General features: G+C 67.9%; 13 protein-coding genes. 7 read left to right on the forward strand and 6 right to left on the reverse strand.

The annotated features are described in order from the left end of the window. Positions 1–24: 24 nt before the first annotated feature. Both cysC and purM read right to left on the reverse strand, forming a co-directional pair. Positions 25–609, reverse strand: coding sequence for an adenylyl-sulfate kinase (gene cysC, locus ISF28_RS04760; protein WP_198115995.1), 585 nt, complete (start codon positions 607–609; stop codon positions 25–27). A 5-nt stretch (positions 610–614) separates the two neighbouring features. Further along, positions 615–1658 (reverse strand): phosphoribosylformylglycinamidine cyclo-ligase, encoded by a 1044-nt coding sequence (gene purM / locus ISF28_RS04765; protein ID WP_198115996.1) that lies wholly within the window; start codon positions 1656–1658, stop codon positions 615–617. A gap of 146 nt (positions 1659–1804) precedes the next feature. On the opposite strand from purM, the gene ISF28_RS04770 reads away from it, so the two are divergent. The 5 genes from ISF28_RS04770 to folK are packed head-to-tail and all read left to right on the forward strand — an operon-like array spanning position 1805 to position 6150. Beyond that, positions 1805–2887, forward strand: a complete 1083-nt coding sequence (locus tag ISF28_RS04770) for an AI-2E family transporter (RefSeq protein ID WP_198115997.1) — start codon at positions 1805–1807, stop codon at positions 2885–2887. 33 nt (positions 2888–2920) lie between these two features. After that, a complete protein-coding gene (gene hda, locus ISF28_RS04775) occupies positions 2921–3613 on the forward strand; it encodes a DnaA regulatory inactivator Hda (RefSeq protein ID WP_198115998.1) in 693 nt (230 codons plus the stop codon). Beyond that, positions 3610–4284: a histidinol-phosphatase gene (locus tag ISF28_RS04780; protein WP_198115999.1), complete on the forward strand. Its 675-nt coding sequence runs from the start codon at positions 3610–3612 to the stop codon at positions 4282–4284. Before hda ends, ISF28_RS04780 begins: the two co-directional genes overlap by 4 nt. Continuing rightward, positions 4277–5665, forward strand: a complete 1389-nt coding sequence (gene pcnB / locus ISF28_RS04785) for a polynucleotide adenylyltransferase PcnB (protein ID WP_198116000.1) — start codon at positions 4277–4279, stop codon at positions 5663–5665. Before ISF28_RS04780 ends, pcnB begins: the two co-directional genes overlap by 8 nt. Then, the gene (folK, locus tag ISF28_RS04790) at positions 5662–6150 is read left to right on the forward strand and encodes a 2-amino-4-hydroxy-6-hydroxymethyldihydropteridine diphosphokinase (protein ID WP_198116001.1); all 489 of its coding nucleotides are present in this window, start codon (positions 5662–5664) and stop codon (positions 6148–6150) included. Before pcnB ends, folK begins: the two co-directional genes overlap by 4 nt. Before the next feature lie 24 nt (positions 6151–6174). Here the strand turns inward: folK and ISF28_RS04795 are convergent, their stop codons facing one another. Beyond that, entirely contained in the window at positions 6175–8355 is a 2181-nt protein-coding gene (locus ISF28_RS04795; RefSeq protein ID WP_198116002.1) for a TonB-dependent receptor plug domain-containing protein, read from the reverse strand. Positions 8356–8561: 206 nt separating this feature from the next. Then, positions 8562–9788, reverse strand: a complete 1227-nt coding sequence (locus ISF28_RS04800) for an anion transporter (protein ID WP_198116003.1) — start codon at positions 9786–9788, stop codon at positions 8562–8564. A gap of 148 nt (positions 9789–9936) precedes the next feature. Between ISF28_RS04800 and panB the strand changes: the two genes are divergently transcribed. Together panB and thpR are read left to right on the forward strand one after the other, a co-directional pair. Next, entirely contained in the window at positions 9937–10773 is an 837-nt protein-coding gene (gene panB / locus ISF28_RS04805; RefSeq protein WP_198116004.1) for a 3-methyl-2-oxobutanoate hydroxymethyltransferase, read from the forward strand. 4 nt (positions 10774–10777) lie between these two features. Further along, positions 10778–11287, forward strand: a complete 510-nt coding sequence (gene thpR / locus ISF28_RS04810; protein ID WP_198116005.1) for an RNA 2',3'-cyclic phosphodiesterase — start codon at positions 10778–10780, stop codon at positions 11285–11287. An 81-nt stretch (positions 11288–11368) separates the two neighbouring features. Here the strand turns inward: thpR and ISF28_RS04815 are convergent, their stop codons facing one another. Both ISF28_RS04815 and ISF28_RS04820 read right to left on the reverse strand, forming a co-directional pair. After that, positions 11369–12520: an MFS transporter gene (locus ISF28_RS04815; RefSeq protein ID WP_198116006.1), complete on the reverse strand. Its 1152-nt coding sequence runs from the start codon at positions 12518–12520 to the stop codon at positions 11369–11371. Continuing rightward, entirely contained in the window at positions 12517–13308 is a 792-nt protein-coding gene (locus ISF28_RS04820; protein ID WP_198116007.1) for a DeoR/GlpR family DNA-binding transcription regulator, read from the reverse strand. The genes ISF28_RS04815 and ISF28_RS04820 overlap by 4 nt, the downstream gene beginning before the upstream one ends. Positions 13309–13397: the final 89 nt, after the last annotated feature.

The following is a 13397-nucleotide window of genomic DNA, read 5'->3' on the forward strand; positions in this document are numbered from 1 at the left end:
CCGGCGCGGTGGCGCCGCCGGCTGTCAGTGGATCGAATCCGCCACGATGCCCCGCCGCTGCAGTTCGGCCATCAGGCGGCCGACTTCCTGCTCGACCGACGCTGCGGCGCTGTCGAGCAGCACGTCGGGCGCTTCCGGCGCTTCGTAAGGCGACGTAATGCCGGTGAACTCCGGCAGCAGTCCCGCGCGCGCCTTGCGGTACAGGCCCTTGGGGTCGCGCGCCTCGCACACGGCGAGCGGGCAATCGCAATGGACTTCGATGAAATGCGGCGCCGGGATCAGCGCGCGGGCACGGGCGCGGTCGGCGCGCAGCGGGGAGATGACGGAGACGATCGCGATCTGGCCGGCCTCGTAATACAGGCGCGCCACTTCGCCGATGCGGCGGACGTTTTCGGAACGTTCGGGCAGCGAAAAGCCCAGGTCCGCGCACAGGCCGTGCCGGACCTTGTCGCCGTCCAGCACGAACACGCCGCAGCCGCGGTCGAACAGGGCGCGTTCGAGGGCCTGCGCCAGCGTCGTCTTGCCGGCGCCGGACAGCCCGGTGATCCAGACCACCGCGCCGTCGTGGCCGGCGCGGCGCCGCCGTTCCGCGGCACCGACGGGCGTCATGGGATTTATTCGACGATGGTCTGCGCCTGGCCTTCGGCGCGGGCGCGGATCTCGCCGATGCGGTAGACGGTCTCGCCGGCCGCCTTCAGCTGGGCTTCGGCCGCGGCCGCGTTTTCCTTGGCCACGATCACCGTCATGCCGATGCCGCAGTTGAACACGCGGTGCATCTCGGCGTCCGCGACGCCGCCGTGCTGCTGCAGCCACTGGAACAGCGGCGGCAGGGTCCACGATTTGCTGTCGAGCACGGCCGTCAGGTTGTCGGCCAGCACGCGCGGGATATTTTCGACGAGGCCGCCGCCGGTGATGTGCACGAGGCCCTTCACTTCCATCGCCTGCATCAGCGCCAGCAGGGGCTTCACGTAGATGCGGGTCGGCTGCATCAGCGCGTCGGACAGCTTGCGGCCGTGGAAGTCCGCTTCCAGGTCCGGCTTCGACACCTCGATGATCTTGCGCACCAGCGAGTAGCCGTTCGAGTGGATGCCCGAGGAGGCCAGGCCCAGCACGACGTCGCCCGGGGCGATCTTGGTGCCGTCGATGATCTGCGATTTTTCCACGGCGCCGACGGCGAAGCCGGCCAGGTCGTATTCGCCGTCCGGATACATGCTCGGCATCTCGGCCGTTTCGCCGCCGATCAGGGCGCAACCGGCCTGTTCGCACCCTAGAGCGATGCCTTTGACGACACTCGTCGCGGTCGGCACGTCCAATTTGCCGCAGGCGAAGTAATCGAGGAAGAACAGCGGCTCGGCGCCCTGCACGAGGATGTCGTTGACGCTCATGGCGACGAGGTCGATGCCGACCGTGTCGTGGCGATTCAGTTCGAACGCCAGTTTCAGCTTGGTGCCGACGCCGTCGGTGCCGGACACGAGGACCGGTTCCTTGTACTTTTTGCTGATCTCAAACAGCGCACCGAAGCCGCCGATGCCGCCGAGCACGCCTTCGCGCATGGTGCGCTTGGCAAAAGGTTTGATCGCTTCGACCAGGGCGTCGCCGGCATCGATATCGACACCGGCGTCGCGGTAGGAGAGAGAAACATTAGATGGTTGGCTCATGGTATTTGGCAGCGGAGGCGGTAAAATAGTAGGCGGTCGACAATGGCGCACCGGACAGTCCGGGCCGCCGGCAGTCAGTCGGTCAATCCATTATTTTATCAAAACGGCCTGCCGCGGCGTCGTTTTAACGGTCAGAACAACACTACATGCCTTTTTCCCTCAGCCCGGAGCAAAAACAATCGGCATTCTGGTTGGCACTCTGGCTGGCTTGTGGTGTGCTGTTGTACGCCCTCGGGCCCATCCTCACGCCGTTCATCGCGGCCGCCATCCTCGCGTATGCATTGAATGGCGCCGTCGACAAGCTGGAACGCGCGCGCCTCGGCACATTCCACCTTCCCCGCTCGCTCGCCGTCGTGGCCGTGATCCTCGCGTTCCTGGCGGCCGTGAGCGCCCTCGTCCTGATCGTCGTGCCGGTGCTGCGCACGGAACTGCCGCTGCTGCAGGCCCAGATCCCGGACGCGCTGGCCCGCATCGACACCATGCTGTCGCCCAAGCTGGCGCAGCTGGGCATCCACGTCAAGCTGGACGGCGGCAGCCTGCGCACCGTCCTCACGCAGCAGATCATGACGTCCAGCGAGGAGATCTGGACGACGGTCCTCGCGTCGGCCCGCGTGGGCGGCAGCGCCCTGCTCGGCTGGATCGCCACGAGCGTCCTGATCCCGGTCGTGCTGTTCTACCTGCTGCTGGACTGGCACCGGCTGCTGCTGCAACTGGAAAACGCCGTGCCGCGCCGCTGGGTGCGCCAGACGGTGGGCATGGCCCAGGAAGTCAACGCGCTGCTGGCCCAGTACCTGCGCGGGCAACTGCTCGTGATGCTCGTGCTGGCCCTGTACTACTCGGCGGCGCTGGCGCTGGCCGGCTTCGACGTGGCGCTGCCGGTCGGCATATTGACGGGGCTGCTCGTCTTCATTCCCTATCTGGGCTACGGGCTGGGCCTGGTGCTGGCGCTGACCGCGGCCGTGCTGCAGTTTTCCGACTGGAGCGGCGTCATCGCCGTGGCCGTGATCTATGGCGCCGGGCAGGTCATCGAAGGGTTTTTCCTCACGCCGCGCCTCGTGGGCGAGCGCATCGGGCTCAATCCGCTGGCGGTGATCTTCGCGCTGCTGGCGTTCGGCCAGTTGTTCGGTTTCGTGGGTGTGTTGCTGGCGCTGCCCGCGTCGGCGGTGCTGATGGTGGCTTTCCGCCACCTGAAACGCCACTATCTGCGCAGCAGCTTTTATAATGCCTAGTTCAACCGCACACGACATGATGAGAACCGAGCCATGAAACAGCTGGTGCTCGATTTGGGCGCCGAACCGGCGCAAAGCCTCGACACCTTCCAGATAGGCGAAAATGCCGAAATGGCGCATTTGATGCACCAGTTCGCCCAGCGCGCGTCGCGCGAGCATTTCTGCTATCTGTGGGGAGAGACGGGCGCCGGCAAGACGCATTTGCTGCAGGGGCTCGCCGCGACCGAGGGCGCGCGCTACATCGCGGCCGGCGCCGGGCCGGAGGCATTCGTATTGACGCCAGACGTCAGCCTGTACCTCGTCGACGACGTCGACCAGCTGTGTCCCCAGCGCCAGATCGACGCCTTCGCCCTGTTCAACCAGGTGCGCGAACACGGCGCCTACATGGTGTGCACGGGGCCGGTGCCGCCGGCCGTGCTGCCCGTGCGCGAAGACCTGCGCACGCGCATGGGCTGGGGTCTCGTGTACCAGATCCACGGCCTGTCCGACGACCAGAAGATCGCCGCCCTCACGCAGGCCGCCGAGGCCCGCGGTTTGACGCTGTCCGCCAGCGTGTTACCCTATCTGCTGTCCCATTTCAAGCGCGACATGCGCTCCCTGTCGACCATGCTGGATGCCCTCGACCAGTATTCGCTCGAGACCCAGCGTCCGGTCACGGTGCCGCTGCTGCGCGATTTATTGCTTCAGGGAAATACCGGCAGTCCACACTCCGAACCGAAAGAATGAACGACCTCGCGCTGTTTGACCTCGACCACACCCTCCTGCCGATCGATTCCGACTACGAATGGGGCCAGTTCCTCGTGCGCCAAGGCGTCGTCGACGCTAGCGAACACCAGCGCCGCAACGACGCCTTCTTCGCGCAATACAACGCCGGCACGCTGGACCCGGTCGAATACCTCGAATTCGCCCTCGGCACCCTCGCCCGCTTCGATCCCGCCCACCTGAAGAACCTGCAGGCGCAGTACATGCGCGACGTGGTCAAGCCGAGCATCCGTCCGAAGGCCCAGGACCTCGTGCGCAAGCACCAGGACGCGGGCGACCTGGTGGCGATCATCACCGCGACCAACGCGTTCGTCACCGCGCCGATCGCGCGCGAATTCGGCGTGGAACACCTGATCGCCGCGCGCCCCGAACTGGACGAGCGCGGCCACCCGACCGGCAAGCTGGCCGGCACGCCCACGCAGGGCCACGGCAAGGTGACGCACATGCACGCATGGCTGGAAGGCCTGGGCCGCCCGTTCGACAGCTTCGGGCGCAGCTGGTTCTACAGCGATTCGCACAACGATATCCCGCTGCTGTCGGTCGTCTCGCACCCCGTGGCGACCAATCCGAGCGACAAACTGAACCAACACGCAACCGCCCTCGGCTGGACTTTACTGCACCTCTTCAATGATTAAAAAATTCATCCGTAAGATCCTGGGCGTCAAGGACGAGCGCGACCCGACCGAACCCGTCATCCTCGGGCCGGAACAGCACGGCATCGATCCCAAGCTCGTGTCGAACAACGCGGTGCGCGTCACGCAGACGCTGCAGGAGGCCGGTTTCCAGGCCTTCGTCGTCGGCGGCGCCGTGCGCGACCTGCTGCTGGGGGTGAAGCCGAAAGACTTCGACATCGCCACCAACGCGACGCCCGAGGAAGTCAAGAAGCTGTTCCGGCGCGCCTTCATCATCGGCCGCCGCTTCCAGATCGTGCACGTGATGTTCGGCCAGGACCTGCTCGAGGTGACCACGTTCCGCGGCAAGGGCAGCGACAACGCGCCGAAGGACGAACATGGCCGCGTCCTGCGCGACAACAACTTCGGTCCGCAGCACGAAGACGCCGAGCGGCGCGACTTCACCATCAACGCCATGTACTACGACCCGGCCACGCAGTCGGTGCTCGACTACCACGGCGGCATCGAGGACATTCGCGCCAAGGTCCTGCGCATCATCGGCCAGCCGGAAGCGCGCTACCGCGAAGACCCGGTCCGGATGCTGCGCGTCGTGCGCTTCGCCGCGAAGCTCGGATTCACGATCGAACCGGCCACGCGCGCGCCGATCCCCGTGATGGCCCCGTTGATCAACAACGTGCCGGCCGCGCGCGTGTTCGACGAAATGCTCAAGCTCCTGATGAGCGGCCAGGCGCTGGCCTGCCTGAAGGAGCTGCGTTCGTCCGGCCTGCACCACGGCCTGCTGCCGCTGCTCGACGTCGTGCTGGAGCAGCCGATCGGCATGAAGTTCGTCACCCTGGCGCTGGAATCGACCGACACGCGCGTCAAGGCCGGCAAGGGCGTGTCGCCGGGCTTCCTGTTCGCGTCGCTGCTGTGGCACCAGGTGCTGGAAAAGTGGAACGCCTACCGCGCGTCCGGCGAGTCGCCGATCCCCGCGCTGCACCTGGCGGCCGACGACGTCCTCGACAACCAGACGGACAACCTGGCCCTGCAACGCCGCATCGCCACCGACATGCGCGACATCTGGGCCATGCAGCCGCGCTTCGAACGCCGCAACGGCAAATCGCCGTACAAGCTCCTCGAGCACCCGCGCTTCCGCGCCGGCTTCGACTTCCTGCTGCTGCGCTGCGAATCCGGCGAGCTCGATGCGGAGATCGGCAACTGGTGGGCGACGTTCTACGCCGGCGACGTCGCCGAACGCGAACGCCTGGTCAATTCGGCGCGCGACACGCAGCCGGCCGGTCCGAAGAAGCGCCCGCGCCGCCGCGGCCCGCGCCGCGCGGAAAGCGAAGGCGCCGGCGCACCGGCCGAAGCGGGGTCGAACGCCCAGGCCGCGGGCGGCGAATGATCGCCTGGGTCGGCATCGGCGCCAACTTGGGCGACGCGCGCGCGAACGTCCTGGACGCCATCGACCGCCTGGGCCGCCTGCCCGACGCCAAGCTGCTGCAAACGTCGTCGCTGTACCGCACGGCCCCCATCGATTCGTCCGGCGACGACTACGTCAACGCCGTCGCCGCGCTGGAGACGGACCTCGACGCCCACGCCCTGCTGCAAGCGCTGTTCGCCATCGAACAGGCGCACGGCCGCGAGCGGCCCTACCGCAACGCGCCGCGCACGCTCGATCTCGACCTGCTGCTGATTGGCGACCAGGTCATCGACGACGCGCCGGCCCTGATCGTGCCGCACCCGCGCATGCACGAGCGCGCGTTCGTGCTGGCGCCGCTGGCCGAAGTGGCGTCCACCTTGGCGCCCGGCCTCGTCATCCCCGGCCGCGGGCCGGTCGCTGCGCTGCTCGCGGGCGTCGCCGACCAGGCCATCGGCCGGCTCGCCTGAACCTCGTCCAGGGCGGCGGCGCCGTTACAGCTGCACTTCCAGTCCCACGCGCAGGATGGCGCTGAACGGATAGACGGACGTGCTGCGCAAGCCGCCGAATGCGTCGTCGTAGCGCGTCACCTCGGTGGCGGGTTCGGCCAGCAGGTTCACGGCGGTCACGCGCAGCTGCATCTTCGGCGTCAGCTTCCACAGCGCGTACAGGTCCAGTTCGCGCTTGACGGTCGAATACGTGCTCGTGGTCTGCGAAATGCGCTGGGGTCCGCCGCTGCGGAAGGTGAAGTTCGCGCCGCCGCTGAGGGTGGCGCCGAAGTGGTCATCGAAACCGACGTTGGCCGTCAACGGCGTCTGTCCGGCCAGGCGGTTGTCCGGGCCGGGCACGTTGCTCACGCTGGACCAGTTGCGCGTCACGTTCATGTGCAGGTCGATATTGCCGCCGCGGGCGTACAGGGCACGCAGCGGGAACTTGGCGTCGAACTCGACGCCGCGCGTGCGCGCGCTGCCGTCGTTCACGGGCACGGTCGTCCAGCGGCCCTGCGCGAGGCGGGTGTCGTCGTGGATGATGTCGCCGATCCGGCGCGCATACACGGACAGGCTCGCCTGCTCGCCGTGGCGGCCGTAGTGTTCCAGGGCGACGTCGATGCCCGAGGCCTGTTCCGGTTTCAGCGCCGGATTGCCGGAGACATCGGGCGTGACCTCGGTGTTGTTCAGCGAGCGGGTCACGCGCGGCATCAAACGCTCCAGGTCGACCCCGCGATAGGTGCGCGACAAGGCGATCCGCAGCTGATCCTGCTTGCTGTCGTTCAGCTTCCACAGGCTCTGCAAGATCGGGCTCAGCATGTTGGCATCGTTGCGGATGGCGCTGAAATCGCTGCCCGCGCTGCGGGTGCGCAGCGTCTCCCAGCGCAAGCCCAGATACGTCGACAAGCGCGGCGTCACGGCATATTCGTCCTGCGCGTACAACGCCAGGCGATGCAGCGTGGCGTTGTACTGCCGGTCGTCGCGCACCGGGGTGCCGGCCAGACCTTGCAGTTCGAGGGAATCGCGGCCGACGTCGGTGGACTGACGCGCCGCATCCCAGCCGGCACTGAACTCGTGGCCGGTCGTCCAGGACACGCTGTACTTGCCCGTCAGCGTGACGCCGCGGCCGTCCGTATCGTTGTGCACGTCGCGGTCCAGCGTCCGGCGTTCGGCCTCGTCGTAGCCGGCCTCGTGCTGTCGGTTGCGCACGCGATTGGCGTTCAAGCCGACTTTCGCTTCCAGCTTTTCGTCTTGGCCCAGCTTGTGCATCCAGTTCAAGTCGGTGCGCAGCTGGCTGCGATGGTCGTCGGGCCAGGTGCGGTCGTTCGGGTAGTCGGGCAGGTCACCCAGCGTCGCGCTCCAGTGGCCTTCGGTCCGGCTGTCCGAGCGCTGCACGCGTACGAAGGACTGCGAGCTGAGCGTGTCGCCATTGGACAATGTCCAGTTCACACGCGGCGTCAGCGACAGCGCGCGGAATCCGCCGTTGTTCTGGCGTACCGCCCTGCGCTGCAATACCGGCCGGCCGGCGCTGTCCCAGCCTTCCTCTACCTGGTCGTAAGCCTGCTCGAAACTGCCCTTGCGCACATCCATCGCCAGCGAATACGACATGTCCTTGCGCTTGTCGCCGATCTGCAGCGAGGCGCTCGGCGAGAAGAACACGTTGGAATGCTCGGCCTGCATCTTCAGATCGCGCTGTCCCTTCCTTGCCTTGCGCTTGAGGATGATGTTGATGGTGCCGGCGATCGATTGCGCACTCAGGTCGGCAGTGGCCACGCGCAGGATTTCGATTTTTTCCACCAGTTCCGGCGCTAGCGAGTCGACCGAGAAGCCGTTCGGCGCTGGTTCGCCGTTGAGCAGGATCTGCGTATAGCCGTTGCCCAGGCCGCGCATGCGGATCTCGCCGCCCCGTCCGGGGCCGCCGCCACTGACCGAAATACCCGGCTGGCGCCTGAGCACATCGGCCACGGTGCTGTCGCCGTACTTCTTCAATTCTTCCTGCGTCACCACGATCCTGGTCGAGGTGTCCTCGCGTCGCGCGTCGTATTGGTCGACTGAGCCGTGCACCTCCACCTTGGCCTGCGGAACCGGTTCGGCGTCGGTGGCGTGGGCAGGGAGGGCGGCATGCAGGGATAGCGCCAGGACGGCCAAACGGGAAACTGCAAGCTGCTGGGGGCGGAAAATGGTCATGGGTCAGTGCAAGTGATCGATAACAGTCCTTATTGAACAAATCCTAACATGAAAAAACCGCACAGAAGCAACATTTCTTCCGTTTAAGCGCAATTAAATTACCATTCAAAGGCATTTAATTTGGCGTGGCATGAGTGCTCACGGCGCATTGCACCATCAAAGGACGGAACGGCGCCAGGTCGAGGGCTTCTGCGCCGCGGACCGACTTAGAAGCGCAGCGCGAGGTACACGCCGGAGACAAGCAACGTCACCAGCGTGACCGGCACGCCGACGCGCGCGTGGCGCTTCCAGTCGATGACGATGCCGCGCCGCGCCGCCGCATCGACCACGATGATGTTGGCGATGCTCCCGACGATCAGCAGATTGCCCGCCAGCGTGCTGACCAGCGCCAGCATGACGCCGCCCAGCGGGTGATGGACGACGGGGATCAACAGCATCACGGCGGGGACGTTGGACACGAGGTTCGACAGCACGAACGTGGCCGCGAACAACGTGCCCGGCTGGTCCAGGCGCACGCCGAGCGACGCGAGCCAGGCGATGGCGTGCGCCGTCAAGCCGGTGCGCTGGAACGCGGCGTTCACGACGAACAGGCTCATGAACAGGACCAGCAATTCCCAATCCACGAGCCCCAGCATGTTGCGGGAACGGAGCTGGCGGCTCGTCAACAGGACGCCCGCGCCGATCAGCGCCATGTGTTCACGCGGCCAGGGCGCGACGAGGAACGCCACCAGCAACGCGCCGGCGATCAGCAGGCCCTTTGTCGTCTGCCAGGCGTCGAACGGGATGGTCGCGGCCTGGTCGGGCGCGTCGGCGGCGTCAACGGCCACATCTTCCCAGCGCCCACGCGTCTGGCGGACGATCAACCACCAGCTCGCGGCGAGTCCCAGCGCGACCGGAACGATCGCGTCGAGGAAGTAGCCGTCGAACGACAGCCGCATCGTCTGCCCGATCAGCATGTTCTGCGGATTGCCGATCAGCGTGGCGGCCGAGCCGATGTTCGATGCGCACGCGAGCGCCAGCAGGAACGGGACCGGCGCGAGCCCGCGCCGCCGGCACGCGTCCACGAGCAGCGGCGCCATCGCCAGGCAGACGATGTCGTTGCTGAACACGGCCGACAGCGCCGCGCACACGACGACGAGCACGCCCAGCAGGCCGGCCGGGCCCAGCGCCAGCCCGGCCAGCTTGAGCGTGACCCAGTCATAGAATCCGCCCAGGCGCATCTGCGCCGAGACGACCATGAAGGCGAACAGCAAGGCCATCGTCGGCAAATGAATGGATGCCACGGCCTGCTCCAGGCTTAGCGCGTCGATGCTGATGAGCGCGATCGCCCCGAGCAGCGCGACGCCTGTCCGGTCGAGCCGCAGGAACGGCAGCCCGCCGAGGATCATGCCGAGATAGACGATGAGGAAGATAATGAGGATGGTCGTGGCCATGGGGGTGCACGAGTGCCGGTGGCGTTTTCAGGTAAGATCGCGCATCTTAACAAAACATACCCGGCACGCCTGTGACCGCATGCTTGCCCGGGGCGCCTGACCACGCCGGGGCGATCCTCCGGTTTATCTTGAATTGCAAAGGAATACTATGAGCGCTTATTTGGGCGGAAGCTCGACGAACGAAGCCCCGGCACGCAAGGCCGTCACGCTGCCGGCGCTGCTGGCGATGCGCGCGGCCGGCGAAAAGATCGCCATGCTCACCTGCTACGACGCCAGCTTCGCCGCGCTGATGGACCGCTGCGGCGTGGACGTCCTCCTGATCGGCGACTCGCTGGGCATGGTGTGCGCGGGCCACGACTCCACGCTGCCCGTGACGGTGGCCGACGTCGCCTACCACACGGCGTCCGTCGTACGCGGCCGCAAGAACGCGTTCGTGCTGGCCGACCTGCCGTTCGGCAGCTACGGCACCCTGCAGCAAGCCTACGACAGCTGCGCCGCCCTGATGCGCGCGGGCGCCCAGATGATCAAGATCGAGGGCGGCGCCTGGCTGGCCGAAACCGTGCGCTTCCTGACCGACCGCGGCATCCCCGTCTGCGCCCACATCGGCCTCACGCCGCAATTCGTCCACCAGCTGGGCGGCTATCGCGTGCAGGGCAAGACCGACGAAGGCGCCGAGCAGCTCAAGCGCGACGCGCGGGCGCTGGAGGACGCGGGCGCCGCGATGGTGCTGCTGGAAGCGGTGCCGGCCGCGGTGGGCAAGGAAGTGACGGGCCTGCTGCACGTGCCGACCATCGGCATCGGCGCGGGGCCGGACTGCTCGGGCCAGGTGCTCGTCATGCACGACCTGCTGGGCGTCTTCCCGGGCCGCAAGGCGCGCTTCGTGAAGAACTTCATGGAGGGCCAGACGAGCATCGACGCGGCCGTCGCCGCCTACGTCGCGGCCGTGAAGGACGGCAGCTTCCCGGCGCAGGAACACTGCTTTTAACACGATGGACGCGCAGCCGGACACCACCCGCCTGTTCCTGGCCCTGTGGCCGGACGACGCCGTGCGCGACCAGCTGCGCGCCTGGCGCGACGCGTGGACGTGGCCCCGCGGCGCCACGCCGGTCCACACGGCCAAGCTGCACGTGACCCTGCACTTCCTGGGCAACCAGCCCACTGCGCGGCTGCCCGACTTGCTCGACGGGTTCCAGGTGCCGTTCGATTCTTTCCGCCTGCAGTTCGGCCGCGCCGAGCTGTCGCACAACGGGATCGGCTGGCTGGCGCCGCACGGCGAACCGCGGGGATTGCTGGACCTGCATGCCCGCCTGTCGGACGCCTTACTGGCGCTGGGCCTGACGCCGGAAGCGCGCACCTACCGGCCGCACGTGACGATGGCGCGGCGCGCAAACGGTGCGGGCGTGCCGGCGAGCGGGCCGCAAATCGATTGGGCGATCGGGCACTATGCCCTCGTCGAATCGCGCGCCGGTGCCTACACGGTGCTCAAGGAATATTCGTAGGGTGGGCGGCCCTCCGCCCACCAAACGCATGCGGTACGCGAACGTTTGGCGGGCACGGGGTGCCCGCCCTACGGCATGATGTCATGCACCGCGTTTCACGATCCGCGCATTCGCCGCGATCACGATCCCCGACAACGACAGAATCCCCAGCGCCACCGCGATGTTCGTATGCGCCGCGATCGACCCGATCAGCGGCGGCGCCATCAGCAGGCCGGCATAGCCGAGCGTGGCGACGGTCGCGAGCCCGCCGCCGGCCGACATCCCCGGCGTGCGCGCGGCCGCCGCGAAGATCAGCGGCACGACGTTCGCGGCCGACAGCCCGATCAGCGCGAAGCCCAGCGCCGACAGCATGAAATGCGTGCTGACGACGGCCAACATCAAGCCCGCGAAGATGCCGACGCCGCCCGCCACCATCACGCGCCGGGCCCCGAAGCGCAGCACGAGACGGTCGCCGGCGAAGCGGCACGCGGCCATCGCCACCGAGAACGCCGAGTAGCCGAAGGCCGCCGTCGCCGCGTCGACCCGCGTCCGCGCCGTCAGCAGCAGCGCGCTCCAGTCCACGAGCGCGCCTTCGACGGCGAAGCACAGCAATCCGAGCAGGCCGAGGAACAGCGCCGGCCCGCGCGGCAGCGCGAAGTGGCTGGCATGGTGCGCAGGCGGGACGACCAGCAGGCGCCAGCCGCACGCGATCACGGCGGCGAAGATGGCGGCACTCACCATCAGCGCCCCGCGGCCGTCGCCGAGTCCCGCGCCGATCAACAGGCCGCCCAGCGCCGCGCCGACGAGGCCGCCGAGGCTGTAGAAGCCGTGGAACGAGGACATCGTCGGGATGCCGCGCGCCGCCTCGACCTCGCTGGCGTTGGCGTTCATCGCCACGTCCAGCACGCCGTTGCTGGCGCCGAACGCGTACGCGGCGAGGAACAGCGGCACGACGCCGCCCACCTTCATCAGGATGCCGCTCGTCAGCGCGAACATCAAGCCGGCGCCGACGACGACGGCGCGCGTGCCCCAGCGCCCGGCCATCCAGCCGGCCAGCGGCATCGCGGAGATCGCGCCGCCCGCGATGGTGAGCAGCAGGAAGCCCAGCACGCCCGTGTCGATGCCGGCGCGCGCCTGCACGAGCGGCACGTGCGCGGCCCACACGCCGATGCCGGCGCCGTTGAGGAGAAAGATCGTCGAGACCGACCAGCGCGCGGCGTCCAGGCCGGCGGCGGGTGCGCGTTCGAGTTTCATGCGCGCCCCTTTCCAGCCACCGGGGCCGCGAGGACGATCTCGGGCGCGCGCTCGCCCCGGCGCAGGCGCGCCAGCACACTGGGGGCGGCATCCGCTTCGAGCACGAGGCGGTCGATCTCGCCGAGCGGCGCGATCAGGAACGGCGCCGGCGCTTCCAGCCGGTCGTTCAGCGCGGCCACGACGCGCCGGCCGCCCGCCGCCAGCATCGCCTGCTTGACGACGGCTTCCTCGGCGTCGCTCGCGCCCAGGCCGCGGTCGGCCTCCACGCTGCACACGCCGACGACGGCCAGGTTCACGCGCAGCCGCTGGATCTCGGCCACGGTCTGCGCCCCCAGCACGGCGCCGCTGTGGGCGGAATAGGTCCCGCCCAGCAGCACGACGCGCGTGGCGCGCAGGTGGCCGAGACCCAGCGCGATCTGCGGGCTGTTGGTGACGATGGCGGCCGCGCGGCCGTCTTCCAGCAGGCGCACGAACGCGAGGTTCGTCGTGCCGGCGTCGACGAGCACCGTGTCGCCCGGCTGCACGCTGTCCGCCAGCGCGCGCGCCAGCATGGCCTTGCGCGCCGCGTCGGCATCGAGGCGCTGGGCGAAACCGGGCTCCGCGCGCGTGCGCCGCATTGCGCCGCCGTGCACGCGGCGCAGCAGGCCGGCCGCGTCCAGGTCGCGCAAGTCTCTCCGGATCGTGTCTTCCGATGTATTGAACCGCTGCGCCAGTTCGGCCGCCAGCACCTTGCCGTGCCGCTCGACCGTGTCGACGATGTGCTGCCGTCGTTCTTCCGCCAGTTGCATATGCCCTCCTTGAGACAGGCAATGTACACGTTTACGCACAAACACGCAAAAATCAATATAAACGTGCATATTCGTGCATTGTGGCGGCC

Origin of the sequence: Massilia rhizosphaerae (assembly GCF_016093545.1) — a bacterium.
Taxonomy (GTDB): domain Bacteria; phylum Pseudomonadota; class Gammaproteobacteria; order Burkholderiales; family Burkholderiaceae_D; genus Telluria; species Telluria rhizosphaerae.